Source organism: Bacillus sp. GMs2/2, assembly GCF_050172095.1.
Taxonomy (GTDB): Bacteria; Bacillota; Bacilli; order Bacillales; family Bacillaceae_G; genus Bacillus_A; species Bacillus_A cereus.
This window is the reverse complement of sequence record NZ_JBNLYE010000001.1, coordinates 1-21,888: the sequence shown is the minus strand read 5'-3', so window position 1 is coordinate 21,888 and position 21,888 is coordinate 1. Positions and strand designations below refer to the sequence as shown.

Genomic DNA, 21,888 nt, shown 5'->3' with positions numbered 1-21,888 from the left:
ACACCTCTTATCCTTTCGGTTTGAATAACAATGCTCCAATGAAGCCGAAAATAATAGCCGCTGATACACCGGCGCTCGTTACTTTAAACATGCCGGTAATAACGCCAACGATGCCATGTTTTGCAGCTTCTTCCATTGCGCCATGAACGAGGGCATTACCAAAGCTTGTAATAGGTACAGTTGCCCCGGCTCCAGCGAAATCAATTAATGGCTCATACAAATTAAATCCATCTAATATAGCTCCAGCAACAACGAGTGTTGCCATTGTATGAGCAGGTGTTAGTTTGCCGACATCAAACATAAGTTGGCCGATTACACATATAAGTCCGCCAATGACGAAAGCCCAGAAAAAAATCATTGCGTTGCACCTCCAAATTCAATCGAAACGGCGTGAGCGATACACGGAATCGTTTCTTCTTGTTGGAATGTAAGTGGAGATAGTAAAGCGCCTGTCGCAACGACAAGTATTTTTTTGAACTCTCCTCTTTTCATTCGGTTTAATAAATGACCGTATACGACTGTTGCGGAACATCCAGGTCCGCTAGCACCAGCTATGACAGGTTGTCCTTCTCTATAAATGATAATTCCGCAATCTTGAAATTGTTCGCTCGTTACTTTCGTTCCGTGTTTATGTAGTAAGTCATAAGCAATTTCGCGTCCTACATGTCCGAGATCGCCTGTTACGATTAAATCGTAGTAAGAGGCATCAATTTGACGTTCACGTAAATGGGCTTCAATTGTATCAACTGCAGCTGGAGCCATTGCGCCTCCCATATTAAACGGATCCGTTAATCCCATATCAACCACTCGGCCGATTGTTGCAGAGGTTACTCTTGGACCGTGTCCAGTATCGCTTAAAATAGCGGCTCCTGCTCCGGTTACTGTCCACTGTGCAGTAGGCGGCTTTTGTCCACCGTATTCGGTAGGGTAGCGGAACTGTTTTTCTACAGCTGTATTATGGCTTGAAGCTCCAGTTAATAAATATTTTGCACCTTTTGCATTTACGATACTTGCCCCAAGTGCTAAACCTTCCATAGAAGTAGAGCAAGCCCCGAATAATCCGAGATAAGGAGTCCCAAGTGTGCGGCAAGCAAAGCTTGTTGGAGTAATTTGATTAATTAAATCTCCTGCGAGTACGAATTGAATATCATCTTTACGAAGCTCTGCTTTTTCAGTAGCGCGACTACAAGCTTCTTCGAATAAAATCTTATGTGCTTTTTCATAGGAATCTTGTCCGAGCCATAAATCTTCATGAAGGATATCGAAGTCTTCTGGGATGTTCCCCTTTGCTTCAAATGGTCCACCGACAACCCCTGTTGAGATAATGACTGGTTTGTTTTCAAATACCCACGTTCGGTGTCCTTGTAACATTTATAGCCCTCCCCATTGAACGAGAATAGTTTTAATAAGTGCGATGACGAAAGCGGAAAATACACCAAATAAAATAACAGAACCAGCTAGTTTAAACATATTGCCGCCAACGCCAAGGACAAATCCTTCCGTTCGATGCTCAATACATGCGGCAATAACAGAGTTACCAAATCCAGTAACAGGTACAGCTGTACCAGCACCGGCAAACTGTCCAAAACGATCGTATATACCAAATCCAGTTAGTAACATGGAGATGAAAATGAGCGTTGCGACTGTTGGATTGCCTGCTGAGCGTTCGGTGAAATCAAAATATGTGATGTAAAAAGTAGAAATGAGTTGTCCGATGAAGCAAATAAAACCACCGACGAAAAAGGCTTTTATACAATTTTTTAAGACAGGTCGTTTCGGTTCGCGTTCTTGTTCGAATTTTTTATACTCCTGTTGTACAGGGGTTAAGTTTTTATCTTTACTAGACATTGCAATCCTTCCTTTTCTTTTAAAAAGCGTTAAGTGTTAGACTCCATTTTTTTACCAATGAATTTTAATTGTTTATTAATTTCATCTTTAGATACTTCTTTTTCCTTAATTTTTCTTTCGAGTTTTTCGAGTAACATAAAGATTTTTTTATCTGTACTGACACGAACATCGAGAGTAGGGTGCTCATCACTTAGTTGCTTTTGAAGTTTGCTGCGCAACGGCTTTAATCCAAACCTTTCGTGATGCTCAGGTGTAACTGCTATGTAGAGATCTAAATTTGAATTCACTGCTGTGCTTTTTATAATTTCATCCATAGCGAGAGCTCTTTTCTTCGCTCCTTGTGATATAGATTGATTAAAGGATTCCGTACTCGTCTTTGTTAACTTTGGACCTTTTTCTTTCTCCGTTCGTTTTGCTTCTTCTTTCACTTTTTTATCTAAAGGACTATTATCACATCCGGTAAAAGAGCTAAATAGAAGTGCAAATAATGCGGTTATGAGGCCGAGTTTTCGCATAATTATCATTCCATTTCTATTGCAATATGTAATGTGATAGAAAAAGGATGACTGCATATCATCCTTTTTCTATTTCACAGCAAGATTGGTTCGTTATTGCTGTGAGTATTGTGGTTCTTCTTGTTGGACTTCTTCAACACGTGGGTTTAAAGAATCGATAATCGTTTGTGTTTGCTGCGCAGCTGTTTGGAAAAGTTGCTTAGCTTGTTGGTTATCCGTATCAAGAGCGAATCCCTCTAAGCTAGCTTGGGCACTTTTTAATCCAGAAACAGTTTGCTTTAATTTTGTAATTACAGTCATTGAATGAAGCCCCCTTTGGAATATCAATTCAAAGATTATAATTTGTGAGTTGGGGAGAATTTATGATTGGAAAATTTAGGGGTGGAATGGATTTTATATGCTTTTAGCTAAGATGCATAAGGTATTACAGGGATATTTTTATTGATTTAGATGGATTTTATTGCTATTATTATGAGAAGAAAATGAAGTGTTTTCTATAATCATGCGCCCATAGCTCAGTCGGATAGAGCGGTGGTTTCCGGTACCACGTCTGCCGGGGGTTCGAATCCCTCTGGGCGCGCTTTTAGATTTTTAAATAATTACATGTTTTTTCTTAAAACCCTGATATAACTGGGTTTATATAATTTTGTAGGAACTATCTATTTCAAATAAACTTATACGTTTAGAATTTTTTTTGCACGATTTTTGCACGTTTTATATAACTGATTGGAACAAATTCAACATAGTTTGATCAACGATTCTAGATTCCTTTTGTTCCATTTCATCTAAGACATGTGAATATGTTTGTAGTGTAATTACAATATCTTTGTGGCCAAGTCTTCTTGAAATGTATTTTATATTAACGCCATTGTATAAGAGTATAGATGCATGTGTATGGCGTAATGAATGACATGTTATCGGTTTAACATTGCATCTTGCGCAAATCTTTTTAAGAACTTTGTTTACAGCGTTATTTGTTATAACTTCCATTTGGTTATTAATAAAACACAAGTTTTTAGTATTCCTTAAACCTGTTTTCAGAGCATGTTCTTTTTGGTGTTTTTGTAAATCTTTTAACATACTCACTGTTTCCTTATCAATTGTTATTGTACGTACAGATTGATAATTTTTAGTGTTACCAAAGTCATTCTTATCACGATAATCCCACGTCTTATTGATTGTAACTGTTCTTTCTTCTAAGTCTACACAGTCCCATGTCATCCCCATTATTTCACCAAATCTTGCCCCAGTGGCTATGGCAAAAAGAATTATATATCTTGAAATGTATTGTGGTGTCAAATTTGCGCGTAATTCATCCACTATTTTTTTCATCTCTTCTTGATTGATAAACTTTAATTCTTCTGATTTTGTTTCATTCTCTCCATGTATAATAGCTTTGTAAGTAGGGTCTCTATGCAAAATTCCATCTTCAATTGCATATTTTATACATGCTTTAACACAGTTATGTTTTTTCTTGACGGTCATTTTAGCACGTTTTTTAGATAATTCATTTAAAAAGTTTTGATATAAAACTCTATTTAAGTCTTTCATACGGACACCAATAAAATGCTCTTCGACTAATTTTACAGATTGTAAAAGGTTTTTCTCATGCGATAGACTATGTTTACCTTTTTTATATACCTCAAACCATTCTCTCATATACTCGGAGAATAGTTTATCTTCTGCATTTAAATTATGTCCACGACTTATTTTTTTTTCTAATTCACTTGCTGCAATTGCTGCTTCTTTTTTGGTCGAGAATCCACCTTGAGTTTTTGTTTTGTATTTATCTCCATCTTTATAAGAAACGCGATACCTCCAACCAGTTGCTCTTTTTTCAAAACTTGCCAAGTTTTTCTCCTCCATTCAAAATAAAATTCACTAAAACTTTTGAATGTTTATATGTGTATCAGTTAAAAAATGAACTAAGTAATTTTTATGATAAAAAGATACTCCTTTTGTCATCCGGATATATTCAAATGCATCTATAACACAGGCCGTTGTAACTTCAAGTTCTTCTGCTATATCCCAAGGTGTTTGGATGCCTTTTTCATAGCATAGTATTAAAGCATCAATTGTAACAATTCGGAGGCAGCCTATTTTTCGGGCTTGGAATTCTTGCTGACGTTCGGTAATAGTTTCCTGTCTAATTATATTACCTATGCCTTTCTCAAAGTGAGCTATTTCCTCACTAACTGTTACGTACTTTTCTGCAATGGTTTGATTAAGATTATTATTGATATATATTTCACTACCAACACAAAGTCCACTTAACCCATTAGGCATCTCATTATTAAAGTTGAAAGTTATTTCTGGATATTGTGCTATAAGTGTTTCCAACTTGTTCATATAAATGCTCCTATTTTCTTTTACTTTTAACAAAATTAATGAAGTCCATTACCTCTTGTAGTTCTTCTTTGCTTAGATTATCTTCCATGTGAGCTGCGATTACCATATGAGGATCATCTTCTGTTTCCTGATCCTTGTTTATAGTGATAATCCCTGATACATCATCATCAGTAATTCTTTCTCCTTTTTCCAGCTTTTCTGCTATCGTAAAGAAACTTTGGGGACTTACCTGTAATGCCTTTGCATAATTTTGTATATCTAACTCATCAAGTGTGCTATTTCTATTTTCATGACCAGATATGGTGCTTTGTTTATAACCAGTAATTTTTTCTAAATCTTTTTGAGTCATTCTTCTGTATTTACGTAAATATTTGATCGCTGGACCCAGAATATTTTTTTTCAATTTCAAGTGACCTCCATCCATTGATACGATAAGGATAGTATACTCTAAAATAACGCGTGATACAATAATAATATTGTGTAACATAATATTATTTCTGTATATAGCTTGAATAATATCGAGATGTGCGATATTATTTGGTCATCGGATAATTCGGAGGTGACACAATGACTGTTAAAGAAGAAATTAGAAAGAAATATTTAAAACCCAAACGAATTTTAAAAAGAGAAAGAATGGCACGTGATATCACGATTGCAGAAATGGCAATTGCATTGGGGATCAATAGAGACGCATACTCTGCGAAGGAAAAAGGGAAATTTTCATTTTCGGATTATGAGATGCAAGTTATTAAAAAAAAGTTAGGCTTACCAATTGAGTATCTTTTTTTTATAGATTAATATCGAGTATCTCAATATTTCGGGAGGGTTTTAAGTGGAAAAAGAAAAAACATGGTGGGAAATGAAAGATTTAAAAAAAGCTACTGGATATAGCTATGGTTGGTTAACACAAAATATTCTTTACAAACCTTGTTATAAAAAAATATTGGATATTAATAACGGTGGTTTTGTTTATTATCCAGAGTCTAGAGGGAAAAAGTGGTTGTTTATAGCTGATAGAATGCAAGAGTTTCTTGAAAAGCATTTTAATCAGATTGTGAGTAAATAAAAGCAAGTTAACTTACATATATCCATTAGATCAATAAATCTTAAGGAGAGTGAAAAGCATGAATGGAGTACTACTAGCAACAAGAATTATGAAAGGGCATGAAGTTGTTAAAAAATGCGCAGAAGCAAGAAATAACCCTTTATTATTAGAAGCTATGGAATCAGAAGCAAAACGTAAGTTATACGAAATGAACCGTAAGGTTTCAAATCGAAGGGAGGTGAGTTAATTGAAGGATGGCAACGATGTATTTACAAATTTAAAGCAAGCTTTTGAAGAAGCCGTTCAATATGCAGTGGTAAATAGCATGCGTGAATGCAATGTAAACGAGATACAACGTTCAGAACTGTTGACGGCAGTAATGAACGAAGCATCTCGAAGATTAAAAGAAAGAAATGTACCTTATCAAGATGGTCTTGCGAATGTAATTACTGGTCGTAAAAAGTATCAAGACTATTAATTTATTTCTGAGTACTTTCGTAAAACATTTTAAATGAGTATTCGAAAACTCTCATAAAGCTATCTGATGTAGGATTTGTTTCTAAATATTTCCGAATGCTTTCATAGTCCTTTGTATTTGGGAAATTATCATCCAATTCCACATCGACTGCTATGTCGCCGATAGGCAAATCTACACCTTTGAATTTTAATAACCATTCTTTATAAGTTAGCAAAATATCACCTCCTATGGAGGATTATACCAGAATAATAGATTGGAGAGAGTTAATTGAAGGAAGTAACAGTAATTTTTAAATCTGGTGCAACAGCAAGTTTTACAGTTGAGGAATTTGCAACATTTAAAAATGGATTTGGAGCTTTAACAAAAATCGAGTATACAGGTGCTAATGAGAAATTACCCTTCCACATTGGATTAAGTAATATCGATGCAATATTTGTGGAAGACATTCCTGAAGAAGAAAAGATTAAGGAACCTAATCATCCAATTGAAGATTTTTATGGTAATGAAATTATGAAAGATGAAACTTACTTTGTGTTTGATTGTGATGTTGTACTTGAACAGAATTTAAAACAATATTTGACGGAAGAATACGAAGTTGAATGCTATCAAGCTCAATAATTAAAGAAAGGATGGTAAAAGAAAATGACACCTGAAAAGTTGTTCGAAGAGAAACAACATTTAGTGTTTGCTGCAATAAAGCAACAATTTAATAGTCATGCTAATGCAGAAAAAATTGCAAAGAAAAATTATATGGATTTTGATGATCTCGTTCAAATAGGAAGAATCAAATTATGGGAATTATGTTTGAATTACGATCCTGAAAAAGAATCTACTTTTAATGCATATGTAATGATGACACTAAAGTGGAAAATAAGAAATGAAGTTCATACAAAAGGTATGACAATCAAAATTCCACGGTCTGTTGATTATGAAGAAAGAAATAAATTGTGTTTTCATTCCATTGATTTGCATACAGAAGATGATACAGAAAATGATTTTTTTGCAGTTTCTCCTATAAATGTGGAAGAAGAAGCGCTGTTATCAGTTGAATTTGAAGAAGTAACGAGTGTACTGGGAGAAAAAGAAAAATCAATTATTCTACACGTTGGTGAGGGGTATACGACAAGAGAAATCGCGAGGAAATTTGAGATGGGTGAATCCACAGTGAAAAAAAAGAAAAATGCAGCATTTCTCAAAATCAATCCTAATTATAAACCGTTAAACCTAAGGTCATTTTTCTTGGGCAAAAGAAGAAATATGAGAAACCGCCAGTTGGGGCTGACGGTCTAATAAAAACACATGTTGAGGTCATTATAGCATGAACTGAGCTCATGTAAAGGAGGGGCAGGCATGAAAAACGGCAAAAGGCCAAACAAACGTGAAAAAATTCATATTCAATCAAACGATTTAAATCCACAGGATTGGTTAATTTTTAAGAAAGTAAATAAGGAATTGCATTTGGTCCATCGGACGACTGGTGAGACTCGTATAATTCCAAACTTATAGATTAGGAGGTTACATATTAATGAGTATTAAAGAAGTTGCTAAGGCTGTACAAGCTATACGAGAAGCTCGAAATGAACATGGGATTATTAGTGTTCGTGGAAAAGAGGTTCATCTTAGTAATGAAGTATTGGAATCATTGTTGGATGAATCAAAGGTTAAACCATTAATACTAAAACGTGAATCAAAGGATTATCCTTATGAAGTTTCGTTTATTAGTGAACATGTAATTTATTTCTCTCTCTACACTCAAGAAAGAATGGAAAAGAAAATTGGAGGGATACCAAATGGTCGAAAATTCAATGGTAATCGGGAACCATCAGGACTCCTCATTCAATAACGTGATGGGTTATTGTCAAAGTTGCGGTAAGGAAATATACATTGGTGAAGAGTGCCGCGATATTGATGGTGATTACATACACGATGAAACAGATTGCATCAAACAATATGTAGAGTCTCATTCCATAAAGAAAGTGGCAGGTGAGTAAAGTGAAAGAGACGGTAAAAGTTCAATGGACACCTGCATTCCAAAGTTATCATTCGACCGGCGATGAAGCTGAACCGTTTTGTGATGAATGTGAAACGTATCTCCAAGATGATTTTAATTACTGTCCAGGTTGTGGATCTAAATTAGATTGGGGTGACACGAAATGAAAGCTGCTATTGAAGAATTAGAAAAGTCATTAAGTGTGGAACAAGGAAATTTAAACGATTGTAAACGGAAATTAGAGCGGGTAATAGAAAGAAAGCCAATTCTTGAACAAAATATTCAGGACATTGAAAGTAAAATCAAGGATTTTGAAGCTTCAATCTTTGTTCTGAAGCAAATGGCGGAGGTGTAAAAATGGGTCAGCAATTCGATTTTAATCCTAAAAGTGCAATTGATGTTGTAAAACAAGGAAAAACATATTTGTTATACGCCAACCCTGGTATGGGAAAAACACACACATTACGTCATCTACCAGGCAAAACATTAGTACTGGATATTGACCGTACATCACAGGTGCTCAAAGGAGAAAAAAACATAGATATTATTTATGTGGATAATCAAAACACTTGGGAGTATTGGGAAGCATTATTGACCCATCTCAAGGATATCAAAGGGAAATACAACAATATTGCAATCGATAATGTATCAGAACTAGAACGCTGTTTGTTATCGCATTTAGGCTTTATCGGACGTAACCAAGGTGTTCCGTCACAAGGTGATTATCAAAAAATGCAGTTCCGTATAGTTAACTCATTTAGATGGATGAAAAATTTAGCGGACATTATTGTATTTAATGCTTGGGAAACAACAGATTTATATACCACAGCAGAAGGGCAACAATACAATCGTTCTTATCCGCAGATCAATACGAAAATTATAAATAATGTATTAGGTCTATGTGATGTTGTTGGTCGATTAATGATTAATACCGAAGGTGAAAGAGGATTTGTTTTAGAAGGTACAAACAGCATTTATGCCAAAAATCAGCTAGACGATAGAAAAGGTTGCAAACAGGAAGAAATCTTTCTTTTGCCATCCACACACCAATAAATAGGGGGAAATAAATAATGTCATTCTTTAAATTTGATGAAACAAACGTAAGTACAGGTTTTGAACTAGTAGCAGAAGGTAAATATGAAGCAAGTATTATTAATGCAACAGCAAAAGATTTTCAAGGTCATCCGACTTTAGAATTAGATTTTGAAATTCGTTCAGATGTCCCGCAACCACATCAAGGAGCGAAGATACTATATAACACATTTTACTTCCACAATGATAATCCGGAATACCAGGAAAACAATATTAAAAGAATTAATAGCTTAATTGCAGCTTGTGGATTCCCAAATGGAACGGATTTTAATAGTGCTGATGATATGGCAAAGCAACTCTTTAATAAGTCGCTATTAATTACTGTTAAACATCAAGAGGACAAAAAAGATAAAACCAAGAAATATGCTAAAGCAAAATATTTCGATGTATCAAAAGTAGATTCTCCAGTACAAGTTGGAAAACCAATTGCTGTAGGTGACGATGATTTACCATTCTAAATAAAACTTAATAGAGAGGTTGGTTTTAACCGACTTCTCTTTTTTATACCCTAAAAGGCTAATCGGAGGGCGAAATGAAAAAGAATCCATACAATTTTAATGAAATTCCTGCCGAGTTAAAGGCCCTTCCTCAGTGGATATTGTGGAAGTTTGAAACACGAAATGGAAAGCAAACCAAGGTTCCGTGTCAGGTCACTGGCGAAATGGCCCAAGCGAATAACAGGCGTACTTGGTCAACATTTGCAACAGCGGTCAAATTTTACTTAGAAGGTGACTATGACGGAATAGGTTTCGTGTTCAGCAGGCAGGACAATTACATCGGAATAGATATTGATAAGTGTGTTGTGGATGGAAAAACAAATGCTTTTGCAACAGAGATTATCGATACATTAGATAGCTATACAGAATTTTCGCCGTCAGGAAATGGGATTCACATCATTATCAGAGGTGGTCTTCCACAATCTGTTTTAGGTACTGGACGGAAAAATACAAAACATGGTTTAGAAATTTATTCATACGGCCGTTTCTTTACCTTTACTGGAAATCGTGAGAATTCCAATGATGTATACGAGCGAACGGATGAACTAGCTGAAGTATTTGAAAAATATTTTGATGATAGCGACATTCAAGGTCGTGTAAATTTAGCAGAGTTTGAAAAAGATGAAATCAAAATTTCGAATGATGCTCTATGGGAAAGAATGTTTAGAAGTAAGAATGGTGATGAAATTCGTTCGTTATACAATGGCAACTTAATAAATAATGACCATTCGGCAACTGATCTTGCTTTATGTAATCACTTAGCTTTTTGGACAGGTAAATCAGCAACTCGAATGGATACGATGTTTCGTGAGACTAGCTTAATTCGTGATAAATGGGATGTTATCCATTTTAGTGATACAAACGAAACGTACGGTGAAAGAACGATTGCAACGGCTATTTCATCGACATCCACAACTATTTTAGATAACAAACAACAATTCGAAGAATTTTCATTTGATTTTATTAATGAAGATGCGGTTGAAGTTGTGGAGGACAAACCGAAAAAGAAATTCCGTTTAACCGAATTAGGAAACGCTGAACGTATCGCATATGAATATGGCCATGTAATCAAATATGTTAGCGATATTGGCTGGTACATATGGGACGGTAAACGCTGGAAGTTGGACACGAAAAAAGAGATTGAAAGAATTACAGCAAAAGTACTTAGAAGTCTTTATAAATCAGAAGATGAATTAGAAACAAAATGGGCTCGAATGTGTGAACGGAGAAATATTCGTATGAATAGCATTAAGGACCTTATGCCGTTAGTACCAGGAGAACGTGAGGAATTTGATAAGTATAAATATTTATTCAATGTTGAGAACGGAATTGTTGATTTGAAAACAGGGAAGCTGCAGCAACATGATCGTGAACTTGGTTTAACTAAAATTACTAATGTTTCATTTGATGAAAACGCAAAATGTCCAACATGGTTGGCATTCTTAGATCAAATATTCTTAGGTGACCAGGATCTAGTGGAGTATATGCAAAGGCTTATAGGTTATAGCTTAACAGGTGATATTTCAGAGCAAATCATGATGTTCTTAGTTGGTGGTGGTTCGAATGGTAAATCAACATTTATCAATACTATCAAAGACTTACTTGGCGAATATGGAAAGCAAGCCAAGTCAGATACATTTATTAAGAAAAAAGATACTGGAGCTAATAATGATATTGCTCGACTTGTTGGGGCTCGGTTCGTAAGTGCCATTGAAAGTGAAGAAGGAGAAAAGCTTTCTGAGTCATTTGTTAAACAAATTACAGGTGGCGAACCAGTATTAGCACGATTCTTGAGACAAGAGTATTTTGAGTTTGTTCCGGAATTTAAAGTATTCTTCACAACAAATCATAAACCAGTAATTGGTGGCCTTGATGAAGGAATTTGGCGACGTGTTAAATTAATTCCTTTTAATTTGAATCTACCATCTCATAAACGTGATAAAAGATTACCTGAAAAGTTATCACTAGAAATGCCAGGTATCTTGAATTGGGCAATCGAAGGCTGCATGAAGTGGCAGCAGGGAAGATTAAAAGAACCGAAGGTCGTAGCAGAAGCAACAGGACAATACAAAGAGGATATGGATATTTTAGCTCCATTCCTTGATGAAGTTTGTTATATAGATGAACCGGAAAATGAAGCAATCAAGATTGAAGCGAAAGAGTTATATAACGTTTATGAAAGATGGTGCTTTAATTCTGGCGAAAGAGCTTTAGGGAATAGGTCATTTTATCGCATGTTAGAAACAAAAGGATTTGGAAAAACAAAAGGTTCCAAAAATAGAATGTTTCTTACAGGAATTACCTTAAATGAACGCAAGCCGGTTACTAAAGGTGTTACTGAAAACAACGAAAATAGCAATTTTAAGGTCACTCAGTAACTTTTTTGTTATTTAAATAACCCTTTAAACTTTTTAATAACCCTCTGGAAAACCATTCATATCAAGGGTTTAGGTTATATCTTATAGTTATTTTGTTATTTTTGTTATTGGGATTCTATATAAATAAAAAAATAAAAAATAAAAATATATATATTAGGAGCAGTAATACCCAAACACCAATAACTTTAATAACAGTTTTGGCGTAATCCCTTGTGGCTGTAGGGGGCAAGTGGGTTATTAAAGAGATTCTTTAGTAACAATTGAGGGTTTTTAAGTAACTTTTTCATTTTTTAATAACCCGAAGGGAGTTTCTTCGAAAAATGAAAGTACTACTAATTTTAAGTTTAATTTGGAAGTCAGGTGCAAATATCTATCTTGATGAAAAAGATAATCAAGTTGCGATAAAAAAACAAAATTTAATTCCAACGGAAGTTATGAAGGCTGCTGAACAAAACTATCAAGCTATTTATGATTGGTTTAAATCTTGGAAAGATGAAAGTTCGGAAAAAATTACGCTAATGAAGACTTTTCATCAGTTTTGCGGATGGCAGCATAATCAAAAATTAAATGAATGGCTGCTTGCTGATGAGGATTCATTACAAATGTTTTATGAATGGACAATCATTCTTGCAAAGAACGGATGGACAGACATGTATGAGGATTATCGGTCATTTGAAAATGATGAATCAAACGCAATGGCTAGAAAGATATATGAACGTGCTGTTTTATATGCAAGGAAAGGGGCGTAAGAATGATTCGCTTTCACTATACAGATAAAGAAATAGAAAAAATCCTTAAAACACTCACAATCGTGATTGATACAAGAGAACAACAAAACCAACATATTCGTGATTACTTACATCAAAAAGATATACCAGTAAAAGTTCAAAAATTAGATACGGGTGATTACGGCTGTATGATTCCAAAAAATGAAGAGCTTGGAATACCTCGTGATATCTATTTAGATCGTCGGATAGAAAGAAAGGCGAGTATAGATGAAATTACAAGTAACCTACAAAAAGATACACAAACAAGATTTGAAAACGAATTGATCCGTTCGAAGGACATTCCATTCACTTTAATTGTGGAGGACCAACGTGGTTACGAAAAAATACTTACAGGTGAGTATAAATCAAGATATAACCCGAAAGCATTACTCGGTAGGCTCAATACTTTTAAAGTGAAATATGACTTTGAAATTGTCTTTTTAGATAAAAAGTTTGTTGGGAATTGGATATATCATGTCCTTTATTACCATGCAAAACATTACTTGAAAACAGGAGCTTTCTAAGGTCAGAAACGTACAGAAGTAACAGAGAAACTTTAGTTGTAATATCAATCTAATACAAAAGGAGCCAGAACAATGACAAAGGTAAAATTGAACGTATTATTCAAGAAAATGCAAAAGGACGATAAAAAGGAAGTTTTGATGTTCCATGTATTAAGTGATGAATTACCACATGCTGATGAATTATTAAAAATGCCAGGTACTATTGTGCATCTAACTGTGGAAAAAAGCGATGTTAAAGCAATTGGTGCTGAATTTGTTTCTATTCAACGTGATAGCAAAAAAACGGTTCTTAAATTCAATGTAAAAGGCGATACGAAAGATAAAATTAATAAACTTTATCCATTCGCTGGTGAAAATGTCTCTATTACTCTAGAACCTTCACAAATGTCTATTGATGAGTTCTATGAAGAACGGCATGAAGGTATGGAATACAACGTTAATCCAGATGGAACAACGGATGTTGCTCCTGGTCAATTAAAGATTGTAGACGGAGAAACAATTGCTGAATAAATTTTTGATGATAAATAAAAAGAGCACTGTATACAAGTGCTCTTTAAAAGGAGAATTTCTATAAGTGAGGTAATATAATGTCAATAATATGTAGATGCTTGTCTAATCAAATGGTGACAGGTTAATAAAAAAATCATTCAGCACAACAAAACAGCTAGCGGACATAACTAACTGCTTTGTTGTAAAAATTTTAGAAGTAGCTAATATATGCTGTAACCAAAAGTTACAACTATAGTATAAACGAATATCAAAATATTATGCAGGAAACAAAATAAATAAAAAATTATTCTGTAGAATAGGGGAGTAAAAAATGTCTAACAAATTTGATAAGGATTTTGAAGCGATTACGAATGATTGTGAATTAACAAAAGAAGGAACAAAATTTATAGAAGCTGTAAAGGAATTTGTTGGTATCAAATATGATTCGGAGGATTTAGCAAAATTGATTGTATTAATCATGGCTGCTTTAGATGTGGACGACAATGCTTTTAATACAGCAATATCTGCTTTATATCAAACGGCAATTGAAGTACAAACAGGTATCAATCTGAATGAATTACTGAATCTAGTGACAAAAGGTGAACCAGACTTAACACATTAAGAAAATCTAACCCATTCGACATGTTCCGACATGAAAATGACCGTCAGAATCATAGTGATTTGAAGTTTTATTTCTTTCTGAATACAAATAGATGTACAAGTTTTAAAGCGTCTCAGAAAGGAAAATAAACTTGTTTTATGAGATGTATTGTTTTTTATAGAAAGTAGGTGAATCATCATTTGTTTAACTGGCTGAAGGTATATCAAGAATTAGAACAGGATATTGCGTATCTAGATTACAACTTAGACAAAACAAAAGCTGAATTAAAACGCTGGGTCAGTGGTGATTTGCGAGAAGTACGTTTAACTGCTGAATCGGAAGGCGCAAAGGTAGAAGAACGTATTGAAGCAATTGAATATGAATTAGCGTACAAAATGAATGATATGTATAAACTGAAAAAATTAATTAATACGTTCAAAGGATTGGAACATAAAATTGCATATCTTAAGTATGTGGAGGGCATGACATTGGAGAAGATTGCTGAAGAACTTAACTACAGTCCACAGTATATTTACAATAAACATGCTGCTATGAGAGATAAGGTTGAGTACTCAAATAGAACTTAACATTTACTTAAGGTAAGTAATCATTATATAAACCATTGAAAATATCGATTATAGTAATAACATAAGAAATTGACGAAAGGGCAACTGGTGCACGGTTGCTCTTTTATTATGTGAAAATTATATAGGTGGTGTTTCGTGTGTTTAGGATATTTAAAATGTTTATGAATGATGTGATTGTTCTTTTTCAACAAACCATTCAAGTATTCAAAGGTACTAATCACGAAAAAATTAAACCTACTTTAATTGTATTGCATGATCCAATAGACAAGATGGTCGAAAAGGAAATGGCACAATTGAAAGCAATAAAGGATGAGAAGGAGCAAGATGAAATGAGCAAATATAAAGAGCGTATTGAATCTGTAGAAAAACTCCATCAAGTCATTGATGCACTAGAAACATTAAACAAGAAGTATGTGATTACAAAGGTAGTACAACAAAACGAAACTTTACCAATGGCTAACAGATATTATGTCAGCATTTGGTATGTTGAAGAAGTAGATGTCATTAATAAACAATCTGATGGTAACGAAATAGTTGAATTGGTTTGCAATGATTGTGGAACATCGATTACAGGGAAAAGGATTTTGTTAGAAGGAAAGTGTTGTATTCATTCTGTTACGCATAATACAACAATAGTTCCATTAGATAAGGAGAGTGCAAGTAAATGATTACTGAAATTAGAAAAACAATATCTGGTACAGAGTATTGGGATACAAAAGAAAAGAGAAGTTTGTTTGTACCTACAGGTGAAGAACCAGAATTCGAAGTAACTAAAAATCCAAAGAGTATGATTGCTAAGTTTGCTGACGATAAAGTAGTCGATGTTAAAGTAATTGAATTAGATGATATGACAGTAAAAGAATTACGTGATCATGCTGCATCGATTAACGTTGAGATTCCAGCGGATGTTAAAAAGAGAGAAGACATCATTAAGTTACTATCATGAAGTACTGTGCTGAGCAAGGCTGCAAGACATTAATTGATAAAGGACGATACTGTCTCAATCATAAACGTAAACAGAAGAAGACAGTTGTGTATTCAAAGAACAGATCATTCTATCGTACAAAAGCCTGGCAAGATTTAAAGTCATTCTGTTATCAAAGAGACAAAGGATTGTGTCAACGATGTGGAAGGTTTGTGTTTGGTAAGCAAGCACATCATCATCATATTGTTCCAATTAAAATCAATCCTTCATTAAGATTAGATTCAGATAATATTGATACACTTTGTTCTAAGTGTCATCCGATTGTAGAAAGAGAAACAAATGAAAAATACCAGGAAAAGAAAAAGTTCGACTGGAAACTATAAGCCCCCCTATCGAAAAAAGAAAAGCTGGCCTTATGGGGGGATAGGGAGTGGGGGTGCAAACGCGCACCTCAAAATGGTTTTTTGAAAAAAATTCGTTTTTTTAGGTGGTGATTTAAGGAATGGCCAGAAAATCGAAGGTCGTAATTGAAGCTGAAAAGAAAAAAGAATTAGAAGCGCAGCGTATTATGGATGTTTTGGTTGAAGCCGGAACTTATTCGCCAGCGCTTGATCCATTGATTGAGGTTTATCTTGATGCAGTTGAGATATACAGCGTCAAATATGGATTGTGGAAGAATTCTAACTTTCCAACAGTCCAAAAAACAAAGAATGTAAATGGTGATGTGAAAGAATCAAAGCATCCATTGGCTCAACAAGTCGAAGTTTGGTCTAAGCAAAAAGCGAAATATTTGGGGCAATTAGGACTAGACGGAAAGAACAAAGATTTAATCAAAAAAAGTGGGGTTCTTCTCGAAAAAGGAAAAATAGAAAAAGAGCCCACCGAGCCTAGTGATAGCAATAAATTATTACAATTTAGGCAGAGGTTAAATAGATGATTGATTTTGAAACAAATTACGCTGATATATTCGTTTCTGAAGTAGATGCAGCTCCACACTTATATCCTGATTCTATTAAGTTAGCAACCAAACGATATAAGAAATGGAAGAAACGAAAAGATATTTGGTTCGATGTTGAAAAAGCGAATGCAATGATTTATTTCACTGAAACATTCTTAAAACATGCAAAAGGAAAATGGGCAGGGCAGCCGTTAATTTTAGAGTCCTGGCAAAAGTTCTACTTCGCTAATATTTATGGTTGGCAAAAATATAATGAAGATGGTAAAGCGGTGCGAGTAATTCGTACGGCTTATTTGCAGGTTCCAAAGAAAAACGGAAAAACAATCATGGGCGGTTCACCAGTCATTTATGCGATGTACGGTGAAGGTGTAAAAGGTGCTGATTGTTATATTTCCGCTAATACTTTTGAACAATGTCAAAATGCAGCCGGACCAATAGCTTTAACTATCGAAAATAGTCCGGATTTAAGGCCGGATACACGTATCTATAAAGGTAAAGAAGATACGATTAAATCAATTAAATACACATTTGTGGAAGATGATATTAAATATGCAAATGTAATTAAGGTTCTTACAAAAGACAACGCTGGTAACGAAGGTAAAAACCCATATATCAATTATTTTGATGAAGTTCATGCTCAAATGGACCGTGAACAATATGATAACTTACGTTCAGCGCAAATCGCTCAAGAAGAACCACTCAACATCATCACTTCCACAGCAGGAAAGAATACCGGCTCGCTTGGAACTCAAATTTACACTTATGCAAAAGAAGTTTTGAAGGATGATAAAGATGATTCCTGGTTCATGATGATCTATGAGCCGAACAAAAAGTTTGATTGGACAGACCGTGATGTTTGGCGAATGGTTAATCCGAATATGGATGTATCGGTTAACATGGAGTTTCTTGAGAATGCATTTAAAGAAGCCCAAAACAATAGCTTTAATAAGGCCGAGTTCTTATCGAAGCATTTGGATGTATTCGTTAATTATGCTGAAACATATTTCGATAAAGACCAACTGGATAAAATGCTTGTGGACTATTTAGATGATATTGAAGGATTAACTTGTGTTGTCGGTGTGGATTTATCAAGACGCACGGATTTAACTTGTGTATCAATAAATATTCCAACATACGATGATGAAGGGAATGCAATATTAATCGTTAAGCAAATGTATTTTATTCCGGAGTTTGGAATCGAAGACAAAGAGCAGCAAAGAAACGTTCCGTATAGAGCGTTAGCTGAAAAAGAATTTGTGACAATTTGTCCCGGAAAAACAGTTGATGAAGAAATGGTAAATCAGTATGTGGAATGGGTATTCGAGAACTTTGATTTACGTCAAATAAACTATGATCCAGCACTTGCTGAAAAACTCGTTGAAAAGTGGGAAATGCTAGGGATTCAATGTGTAGAAGTTCCACAGTATCCAACTCATATGAATGAACCGTTTGATGACTTTGAAATATTATTACTCCAGGATCGAATTAAAACAGATAATCCTTTACTTATTTTCTGTGCAAGTAATGCGAAAATAATTACAAACATTAATAATTTAAAAACACCATCTAAACGTAAATCACCGGAGCATATCGATGGGTTTGTGGCCATGTTAATTGGTCATAAAGAAACGTTGAATATGATGGAAGATGCTGTTCCAGATGAAAATTATGATGAATATTTAGATGATATTTATCGATAGAAAGGCGGTGAGGAATTGGGTTTAAAGGATAGATTTTCAAGTTTTTTACTTAAACAAGCTGAAAAGCGTGGTTTATTCGAAGACATTTTCAATAATGTTGTTCGCTATGGTGGTAGATATGCAGGCGATGATAATATCTTGGAATCTAGTGATGTTTATGAATTACTACAAGATATAAGTAATCAAATGATGTTGGCTGAGATTGTTGTGGAAGAAAAAGACGGTAAGGAAATTAAAAATGATTCAGCTCTTAAGGTTTTAAAGAATCCAAACAATTATCTTACACAGTCTGAATTCATTAAGTTAATGACTAATACCTATTTACTTCAAGGTGAAGTCTTTCCAGTGTTGGATGGTGACCAATTACATTTAGCATCTAATGTTTATACAGAATTGGATGATAGATTGATAGAACATTTCAAAGTGAATGGAGAAGAAATTTCATCATTTATGATTCGACATGTGAAGAATATTGGTGCCGATCATCTAAAAGGTACAGGCATTCTTGATTTAGGTAAGGATACACTTGAAGGTGTTATGTCAGCTGAGAAAACTTTAACTGATAAGTATAAAAAAGGTGGTTTATTAGCATTCTTACTTAAGCTAGATGCTCATATTAATCCACAAAATGGAGCGCAGTCCAAATTAATTAAAAAGATTTTAGATCAATTGGAATCCATCGATGATGCAAGGTCAGTTAAAATGATTCCACTCGGAAAAGGATATTCAATAGAGACGCTTAAAAGCCCGTTAGACGATGAAAAGACCCTGGCCTATCTAAACGTATACAAAAAGGATTTAGGTAAGTTTTTAGGCGTAAATGTGGACACATATACGGCCTTGATTAAGGAAGACCTTGAGCAAGCAATGATGTATTTGCATAACAAGGCAGTTAGACCGATAATGAAAAATTTTGAAGACCATTTGAGTCTTCTTTTTTTCGGGAAAAATTCGGATAAACGTATTAAATTCAAGATAAATATCCTTGATTTTGTTACTTATAGCATGAAAACAAACATTGCTTACAACATTGTTCGGACAGGAATTACATCGCCAGATAATGTTGCGGATATGCTTGGATTCCCTATGCAAAATACACCTGAGTCAAAAGCAATTTATATTTCAAACGACTTATCAAAAATTGGTGAGAAACAAGCTACAGATGATTCACTGAAGGGAGGTGATGGAAATGGCAAAGACAAAGGAAACACGGACATTTGACATCACCAAATTAAGTACCAGGGATGCTACGGAAGAACAACCTTCCAAGATAACGGGTTATGCAGCCGTATTTAATTCAAAGACAACTATTGGTGGCTGGTTTGATGAAGTTATTGAACCTGGTGCATTTGCTCGTTCTCTTTCTGAGAATGGTGATATTAGAGCGTTATTCAATCACAATTGGGATAATGTCCTAGGGAGAACAAAAAGCGGTACATTGAGACTAGAAGAGGATGAAAAAGGACTTAAATTCGAAATTGAATTACCAAATACATCTGTTGGTCGAGATTTAGCTGAAAGTATGTCCAGGGGAGATATTAACCAATGCTCATTTGGATTTTGGATAACAGAAGAGAATTGGGATTACAGTGTTGAACCAGCATTAAGGACCATTAAAGAAGTAGAACTTTATGAAATATCGGTTGTTTCAATACCAGCTTATGACGATACGGAAGTATCTTTAGTTCGCAGTAAAGAGATTGGTAAAGAAATAGAACAACGAATGAAAATGATTAAACAAATAAATCAAATCTTGGGGGAAAAGTAAAATGAACAAACAATTATTATTAGCATTACAAAAACGAAGCAATGAAAGATTAGTGGAATTACGTACACAGGTTGAGAATCCTGAATTACGTGCTGAAGACTTACCAGCAATTCAAGAAGAAATCGATGAAATTAACAAGCAATTGCAAGAAGTTGCGGATGCTTTAGCAAATCTTGAAGATGATGGTGGAGGTGAAGAAGGAAACGAAGATAATGAAGAAGGTGATGAGGGATCTGGTACTGAAGGTTCTGGAGAAGGCGGAGAAGGGCGTGCTAGCAATACTGAAGGTGGAGAAAATAGAAATGGATTAACGCCTGAACAAAGAAGTGCAGCAATGGCAGCTATTGCAACAGGTCTTTCTACTCGAGGCCATAAATCTACTAAAAAGAAAGAGAAAGAAATTCGTTCGGCATTTGCTAACTTTGTAGTTGGGAAAATTACAGAAGCTGAAGCGCGTTCTCTTGGTATTGAAGCTGGTAATGGTTCAGTAACTGTGCCAGAAGTTATTGCGAGCGAAATCATTACTTATGCTCAAGAAGAGAACTTACTACGTAAATATGGTTCAGTTCATAAGACAGCAGGTGATATGAAATATCCTGTTCTTGTTAAGAAAGCAGATGCAAATGTACGTAAGAAGGAACGTAAAGATAGTGATGAAATCGTAGCAACAGATATTGAATTTGATGAAGTGTTACTTGATCCAGCTGAGTTTGATGCACTTGCTACTGTTACTAAAAAGTTATTAAAAATGACAGGTGCTCCAATTGAGCAAATCGTTGTGGACGAGCTGAAAAAGGCTTATGTTCGTAAAGAAATTAACTACATGTTCAATGGCGATGATGTAGGTAATGAAAACCCAGGTGCGTTAGCAAAAAAAGCGGTAGCGTTTAAGCCTTCTAATCCAGTTGATTTAAAATCAAAAGATGCAGGACAATTAATGTATGATGCATTAGTTGAAATGAAAAATACACCTGTTACGGAAGTAATGAAAAAAGGGCGCTGGATTATTAACCGCGCAGCATTAACAGCAATTGAAAAAATGAAAACAACTGATGGATTCCCATTACTACGTCCAATGACACAAGTAGAAGGTGGTATTGGAAATACGCTTATTGGCTACCCTGTGGACTTTACTGATGCGGCAGATGTAAAAGGAAAACCAGATGTTCCGGTTTTATATTTTGGTGATATTTCAGCATTCCATATTCAAGATGTAATTGGCGCTATGGAGTTACAAAAATTGATTGAAAAATTTGCTGGTACAAACAAAGTTGGATTCCAAATTTACAACTTATTAGATGGCCAATTAGTTTATTCTCCATTTGAGCCAGCTGTGTATCGTTTTGAAGTGCAAGCTACAACTGAAGGTAAATAGGT

36 protein-coding genes and 1 tRNA gene are annotated in these 21,888 nt (G+C 34.7%); 28 read left to right on the top strand and 9 right to left on the bottom strand.

Features of this window, described 5'->3' with window-relative positions:
* Nucleotides 1–7 precede the first annotated feature (7 nt).
* The 5 genes from spoVAE to ACQGS6_RS00165 form a co-directional block, all read right to left on the bottom strand.
* Nucleotides 8–358, bottom strand: coding sequence for a stage V sporulation protein AE (spoVAE, locus tag ACQGS6_RS00185; RefSeq protein WP_000575919.1), 351 nt, complete (start codon nt 356–358; stop codon nt 8–10).
* Nucleotides 355–1,371 (bottom strand): stage V sporulation protein AD, encoded by a 1,017-nt coding sequence (gene spoVAD, locus ACQGS6_RS00180; protein ID WP_000938972.1) that lies wholly within the window; start codon nt 1,369–1,371, stop codon nt 355–357. Before spoVAD ends, spoVAE begins: the two co-directional genes overlap by 4 nt.
* The gene (gene spoVAC, locus ACQGS6_RS00175; RefSeq protein ID WP_000095399.1) at nt 1,372–1,848 is read right to left on the bottom strand and encodes a stage V sporulation protein AC; all 477 of its coding nucleotides are present in this window, start codon (nt 1,846–1,848) and stop codon (nt 1,372–1,374) included.
* A 29-nt stretch (nt 1,849–1,877) separates the two neighbouring features.
* Complete coding sequence (locus ACQGS6_RS00170; RefSeq protein ID WP_426964811.1) at nt 1,878–2,363, bottom strand: hypothetical protein; 486 nt, start codon at nt 2,361–2,363, stop codon at nt 1,878–1,880.
* Nucleotides 2,364–2,456: 93 nt separating this feature from the next.
* Complete coding sequence (locus ACQGS6_RS00165; RefSeq protein WP_000216166.1) at nt 2,457–2,663, bottom strand: DUF1657 domain-containing protein; 207 nt, start codon at nt 2,661–2,663, stop codon at nt 2,457–2,459.
* Nucleotides 2,664–2,867: 204 nt separating this feature from the next.
* Between ACQGS6_RS00165 and ACQGS6_RS00160 the strand changes: the two genes are divergently transcribed.
* Nucleotides 2,868–2,943 (top strand) — tRNA-Arg (locus ACQGS6_RS00160).
* 134 nt (nt 2,944–3,077) lie between these two features.
* On the opposite strand, the gene ACQGS6_RS00155 is transcribed toward ACQGS6_RS00160, so the two are convergent.
* Genes ACQGS6_RS00155 through ACQGS6_RS00145 form a run of 3 tightly spaced genes read right to left on the bottom strand, consistent with a single transcriptional unit; the run spans nt 3,078 to nt 5,115 of the window.
* Nucleotides 3,078–4,214, bottom strand: coding sequence for a tyrosine-type recombinase/integrase (locus ACQGS6_RS00155; RefSeq protein WP_426964810.1), 1,137 nt, complete (start codon nt 4,212–4,214; stop codon nt 3,078–3,080).
* A 30-nt stretch (nt 4,215–4,244) separates the two neighbouring features.
* Nucleotides 4,245–4,712 (bottom strand): hypothetical protein, encoded by a 468-nt coding sequence (locus tag ACQGS6_RS00150; protein WP_038413877.1) that lies wholly within the window; start codon nt 4,710–4,712, stop codon nt 4,245–4,247.
* 10 nt (nt 4,713–4,722) lie between these two features.
* Nucleotides 4,723–5,115, bottom strand: coding sequence for a helix-turn-helix domain-containing protein (locus ACQGS6_RS00145; RefSeq protein WP_023523448.1), 393 nt, complete (start codon nt 5,113–5,115; stop codon nt 4,723–4,725).
* A 164-nt stretch (nt 5,116–5,279) separates the two neighbouring features.
* Here ACQGS6_RS00145 and ACQGS6_RS00140 point away from each other — a divergent pair, with 164 nt between their 5' ends.
* Genes ACQGS6_RS00140 through ACQGS6_RS00125 form a run of 4 tightly spaced genes read left to right on the top strand, consistent with a single transcriptional unit; the run spans nt 5,280 to nt 6,235 of the window.
* Nucleotides 5,280–5,510, top strand: coding sequence for a helix-turn-helix transcriptional regulator (locus ACQGS6_RS00140; protein WP_000216290.1), 231 nt, complete (start codon nt 5,280–5,282; stop codon nt 5,508–5,510).
* Nucleotides 5,511–5,544: 34 nt separating this feature from the next.
* Nucleotides 5,545–5,778, top strand: a complete 234-nt coding sequence (locus ACQGS6_RS00135; RefSeq protein ID WP_023523446.1) for a DUF771 domain-containing protein — start codon at nt 5,545–5,547, stop codon at nt 5,776–5,778.
* Nucleotides 5,779–5,836: 58 nt separating this feature from the next.
* Nucleotides 5,837–6,004 carry a hypothetical protein gene (locus ACQGS6_RS00130; protein ID WP_001014678.1) on the top strand — a complete coding sequence of 56 codons (168 nt, stop codon included), beginning with the start codon at nt 5,837–5,839 and terminating at the stop codon, nt 6,002–6,004.
* Nucleotides 6,005–6,235, top strand: coding sequence for a hypothetical protein (locus ACQGS6_RS00125; RefSeq protein ID WP_000651465.1), 231 nt, complete (start codon nt 6,005–6,007; stop codon nt 6,233–6,235).
* A gap of 1 nt (nt 6,236) precedes the next feature.
* On the opposite strand, the gene ACQGS6_RS00120 is transcribed toward ACQGS6_RS00125, so the two are convergent.
* Complete coding sequence (locus ACQGS6_RS00120) at nt 6,237–6,449, bottom strand: YozE family protein (RefSeq protein WP_426964809.1); 213 nt, start codon at nt 6,447–6,449, stop codon at nt 6,237–6,239.
* A gap of 53 nt (nt 6,450–6,502) precedes the next feature.
* Here ACQGS6_RS00120 and ACQGS6_RS00115 point away from each other — a divergent pair, with 53 nt between their 5' ends.
* The 23 genes from ACQGS6_RS00115 (at nt 6,503) to ACQGS6_RS00005 (ending at nt 21,886) form a co-directional block, all read left to right on the top strand.
* On the top strand, nt 6,503–6,853 hold the full coding sequence (locus ACQGS6_RS00115; protein ID WP_426964808.1) for a YqaI family protein: 351 nt from the start codon (nt 6,503–6,505) through the stop codon (nt 6,851–6,853).
* Nucleotides 6,854–6,877: 24 nt separating this feature from the next.
* On the top strand, nt 6,878–7,525 hold the full coding sequence (locus tag ACQGS6_RS00110) for a sigma-70 family RNA polymerase sigma factor (RefSeq protein WP_256427804.1): 648 nt from the start codon (nt 6,878–6,880) through the stop codon (nt 7,523–7,525).
* 60 nt (nt 7,526–7,585) lie between these two features.
* Nucleotides 7,586–7,741, top strand: coding sequence for a DUF6906 family protein (locus ACQGS6_RS00105; protein ID WP_426964807.1), 156 nt, complete (start codon nt 7,586–7,588; stop codon nt 7,739–7,741).
* A 19-nt stretch (nt 7,742–7,760) separates the two neighbouring features.
* Nucleotides 7,761–8,078: a hypothetical protein gene (locus tag ACQGS6_RS00100; RefSeq protein WP_426964806.1), complete on the top strand. Its 318-nt coding sequence runs from the start codon at nt 7,761–7,763 to the stop codon at nt 8,076–8,078.
* Between the two features lie 4 nt (nt 8,079–8,082).
* Entirely contained in the window at nt 8,083–8,226 is a 144-nt protein-coding gene (locus tag ACQGS6_RS00095) for a hypothetical protein (RefSeq protein ID WP_426964805.1), read from the top strand.
* Nucleotide 8,227: 1 nt separating this feature from the next.
* Nucleotides 8,228–8,392, top strand: a complete 165-nt coding sequence (locus ACQGS6_RS00090) for a hypothetical protein (RefSeq protein WP_426964803.1) — start codon at nt 8,228–8,230, stop codon at nt 8,390–8,392.
* Nucleotides 8,389–8,580: a hypothetical protein gene (locus ACQGS6_RS00085; protein ID WP_042596422.1), complete on the top strand. Its 192-nt coding sequence runs from the start codon at nt 8,389–8,391 to the stop codon at nt 8,578–8,580. The genes ACQGS6_RS00090 and ACQGS6_RS00085 overlap by 4 nt, the downstream gene beginning before the upstream one ends.
* A gap of 2 nt (nt 8,581–8,582) precedes the next feature.
* Nucleotides 8,583–9,278 carry an AAA family ATPase gene (locus ACQGS6_RS00080; RefSeq protein ID WP_426964802.1) on the top strand — a complete coding sequence of 232 codons (696 nt, stop codon included), beginning with the start codon at nt 8,583–8,585 and terminating at the stop codon, nt 9,276–9,278.
* A 17-nt stretch (nt 9,279–9,295) separates the two neighbouring features.
* Nucleotides 9,296–9,775: a DUF669 domain-containing protein gene (locus ACQGS6_RS00075; RefSeq protein WP_426964801.1), complete on the top strand. Its 480-nt coding sequence runs from the start codon at nt 9,296–9,298 to the stop codon at nt 9,773–9,775.
* A gap of 74 nt (nt 9,776–9,849) precedes the next feature.
* Complete coding sequence (locus ACQGS6_RS00070) at nt 9,850–12,192, top strand: phage/plasmid primase, P4 family (protein ID WP_426964800.1); 2,343 nt, start codon at nt 9,850–9,852, stop codon at nt 12,190–12,192.
* Between the two features lie 320 nt (nt 12,193–12,512).
* Complete coding sequence (locus ACQGS6_RS00065) at nt 12,513–12,941, top strand: hypothetical protein (RefSeq protein ID WP_426964799.1); 429 nt, start codon at nt 12,513–12,515, stop codon at nt 12,939–12,941.
* 2 nt (nt 12,942–12,943) lie between these two features.
* Nucleotides 12,944–13,483: an ERCC4 domain-containing protein gene (locus ACQGS6_RS00060; RefSeq protein WP_426964798.1), complete on the top strand. Its 540-nt coding sequence runs from the start codon at nt 12,944–12,946 to the stop codon at nt 13,481–13,483.
* A 72-nt stretch (nt 13,484–13,555) separates the two neighbouring features.
* Nucleotides 13,556–13,993 carry a hypothetical protein gene (locus ACQGS6_RS00055; RefSeq protein WP_426964797.1) on the top strand — a complete coding sequence of 146 codons (438 nt, stop codon included), beginning with the start codon at nt 13,556–13,558 and terminating at the stop codon, nt 13,991–13,993.
* Nucleotides 13,994–14,303: 310 nt separating this feature from the next.
* Nucleotides 14,304–14,594: a hypothetical protein gene (locus ACQGS6_RS00050; protein ID WP_426964796.1), complete on the top strand. Its 291-nt coding sequence runs from the start codon at nt 14,304–14,306 to the stop codon at nt 14,592–14,594.
* Between the two features lie 179 nt (nt 14,595–14,773).
* Nucleotides 14,774–15,160 (top strand): hypothetical protein, encoded by a 387-nt coding sequence (locus tag ACQGS6_RS00045; RefSeq protein WP_088069370.1) that lies wholly within the window; start codon nt 14,774–14,776, stop codon nt 15,158–15,160.
* A 137-nt stretch (nt 15,161–15,297) separates the two neighbouring features.
* The gene (locus ACQGS6_RS00040; RefSeq protein ID WP_426964795.1) at nt 15,298–15,828 is read left to right on the top strand and encodes a hypothetical protein; all 531 of its coding nucleotides are present in this window, start codon (nt 15,298–15,300) and stop codon (nt 15,826–15,828) included.
* On the top strand, nt 15,825–16,106 hold the full coding sequence (locus ACQGS6_RS00035; protein WP_426964794.1) for a hypothetical protein: 282 nt from the start codon (nt 15,825–15,827) through the stop codon (nt 16,104–16,106). The genes ACQGS6_RS00040 and ACQGS6_RS00035 overlap by 4 nt, the downstream gene beginning before the upstream one ends.
* Nucleotides 16,103–16,468 (top strand): HNH endonuclease, encoded by a 366-nt coding sequence (locus tag ACQGS6_RS00030; RefSeq protein WP_000872543.1) that lies wholly within the window; start codon nt 16,103–16,105, stop codon nt 16,466–16,468. Before ACQGS6_RS00035 ends, ACQGS6_RS00030 begins: the two co-directional genes overlap by 4 nt.
* Nucleotides 16,469–16,587: 119 nt before the next feature.
* Nucleotides 16,588–17,022 carry a P27 family phage terminase small subunit gene (locus tag ACQGS6_RS00025; RefSeq protein ID WP_098434445.1) on the top strand — a complete coding sequence of 145 codons (435 nt, stop codon included), beginning with the start codon at nt 16,588–16,590 and terminating at the stop codon, nt 17,020–17,022.
* Entirely contained in the window at nt 17,019–18,743 is a 1,725-nt protein-coding gene (locus tag ACQGS6_RS00020) for a terminase large subunit (protein WP_426964793.1), read from the top strand. The genes ACQGS6_RS00025 and ACQGS6_RS00020 overlap by 4 nt, the downstream gene beginning before the upstream one ends.
* A gap of 15 nt (nt 18,744–18,758) precedes the next feature.
* Nucleotides 18,759–19,964 (top strand): phage portal protein, encoded by a 1,206-nt coding sequence (locus ACQGS6_RS00015; RefSeq protein WP_000523160.1) that lies wholly within the window; start codon nt 18,759–18,761, stop codon nt 19,962–19,964.
* Entirely contained in the window at nt 19,933–20,511 is a 579-nt protein-coding gene (locus ACQGS6_RS00010) for an HK97 family phage prohead protease (RefSeq protein WP_001140505.1), read from the top strand. The genes ACQGS6_RS00015 and ACQGS6_RS00010 overlap by 32 nt, the downstream gene beginning before the upstream one ends.
* Nucleotide 20,512: 1 nt before the next feature.
* Complete coding sequence (locus ACQGS6_RS00005; protein WP_426964792.1) at nt 20,513–21,886, top strand: phage major capsid protein; 1,374 nt, start codon at nt 20,513–20,515, stop codon at nt 21,884–21,886.
* Nucleotides 21,887–21,888 lie beyond the last annotated feature (2 nt).

Coding starts and splice junctions, on each gene's coding strand:
- ACQGS6_RS00075 (WP_426964801.1), top strand. CDS start 9,296: ATGTCATTCTTTAAATTTGATGAAACAAACGTAAGTACAGGTTTTGAA.
- ACQGS6_RS00080 (WP_426964802.1), top strand. CDS start 8,583: ATGGGTCAGCAATTCGATTTTAATCCTAAAAGTGCAATTGATGTTGTA.
- ACQGS6_RS00130 (WP_001014678.1), top strand. CDS start 5,837: ATGAATGGAGTACTACTAGCAACAAGAATTATGAAAGGGCATGAAGTT.
- ACQGS6_RS00010 (WP_001140505.1), top strand. CDS start 19,933: ATGGCAAAGACAAAGGAAACACGGACATTTGACATCACCAAATTAAGT.
- ACQGS6_RS00030 (WP_000872543.1), top strand. CDS start 16,103: ATGAAGTACTGTGCTGAGCAAGGCTGCAAGACATTAATTGATAAAGGA.
- ACQGS6_RS00025 (WP_098434445.1), top strand. CDS start 16,588: ATGGCCAGAAAATCGAAGGTCGTAATTGAAGCTGAAAAGAAAAAAGAA.
- spoVAE (WP_000575919.1), bottom strand. CDS start 358: ATGATTTTTTTCTGGGCTTTCGTCATTGGCGGACTTATATGTGTAATC.
- ACQGS6_RS00065 (WP_426964799.1), top strand. CDS start 12,513: ATGAAAGTACTACTAATTTTAAGTTTAATTTGGAAGTCAGGTGCAAAT.
- ACQGS6_RS00150 (WP_038413877.1), bottom strand. CDS start 4,712: ATGAACAAGTTGGAAACACTTATAGCACAATATCCAGAAATAACTTTC.
- ACQGS6_RS00140 (WP_000216290.1), top strand. CDS start 5,280: ATGACTGTTAAAGAAGAAATTAGAAAGAAATATTTAAAACCCAAACGA.
- ACQGS6_RS00020 (WP_426964793.1), top strand. CDS start 17,019: ATGATTGATTTTGAAACAAATTACGCTGATATATTCGTTTCTGAAGTA.
- ACQGS6_RS00035 (WP_426964794.1), top strand. CDS start 15,825: ATGATTACTGAAATTAGAAAAACAATATCTGGTACAGAGTATTGGGAT.
- ACQGS6_RS00170 (WP_426964811.1), bottom strand. CDS start 2,363: ATGCGAAAACTCGGCCTCATAACCGCATTATTTGCACTTCTATTTAGC.
- ACQGS6_RS00070 (WP_426964800.1), top strand. CDS start 9,850: ATGAAAAAGAATCCATACAATTTTAATGAAATTCCTGCCGAGTTAAAG.
- ACQGS6_RS00055 (WP_426964797.1), top strand. CDS start 13,556: ATGACAAAGGTAAAATTGAACGTATTATTCAAGAAAATGCAAAAGGAC.
- ACQGS6_RS00085 (WP_042596422.1), top strand. CDS start 8,389: ATGAAAGCTGCTATTGAAGAATTAGAAAAGTCATTAAGTGTGGAACAA.
- ACQGS6_RS00060 (WP_426964798.1), top strand. CDS start 12,944: ATGATTCGCTTTCACTATACAGATAAAGAAATAGAAAAAATCCTTAAA.
- ACQGS6_RS00100 (WP_426964806.1), top strand. CDS start 7,761: ATGAGTATTAAAGAAGTTGCTAAGGCTGTACAAGCTATACGAGAAGCT.
- ACQGS6_RS00105 (WP_426964807.1), top strand. CDS start 7,586: ATGAAAAACGGCAAAAGGCCAAACAAACGTGAAAAAATTCATATTCAA.
- ACQGS6_RS00050 (WP_426964796.1), top strand. CDS start 14,304: ATGTCTAACAAATTTGATAAGGATTTTGAAGCGATTACGAATGATTGT.
- ACQGS6_RS00005 (WP_426964792.1), top strand. CDS start 20,513: ATGAACAAACAATTATTATTAGCATTACAAAAACGAAGCAATGAAAGA.
- ACQGS6_RS00110 (WP_256427804.1), top strand. CDS start 6,878: ATGACACCTGAAAAGTTGTTCGAAGAGAAACAACATTTAGTGTTTGCT.
- ACQGS6_RS00165 (WP_000216166.1), bottom strand. CDS start 2,663: ATGACTGTAATTACAAAATTAAAGCAAACTGTTTCTGGATTAAAAAGT.
- spoVAD (WP_000938972.1), bottom strand. CDS start 1,371: ATGTTACAAGGACACCGAACGTGGGTATTTGAAAACAAACCAGTCATT.
- ACQGS6_RS00095 (WP_426964805.1), top strand. CDS start 8,083: ATGGGTTATTGTCAAAGTTGCGGTAAGGAAATATACATTGGTGAAGAG.
- spoVAC (WP_000095399.1), bottom strand. CDS start 1,848: ATGTCTAGTAAAGATAAAAACTTAACCCCTGTACAACAGGAGTATAAA.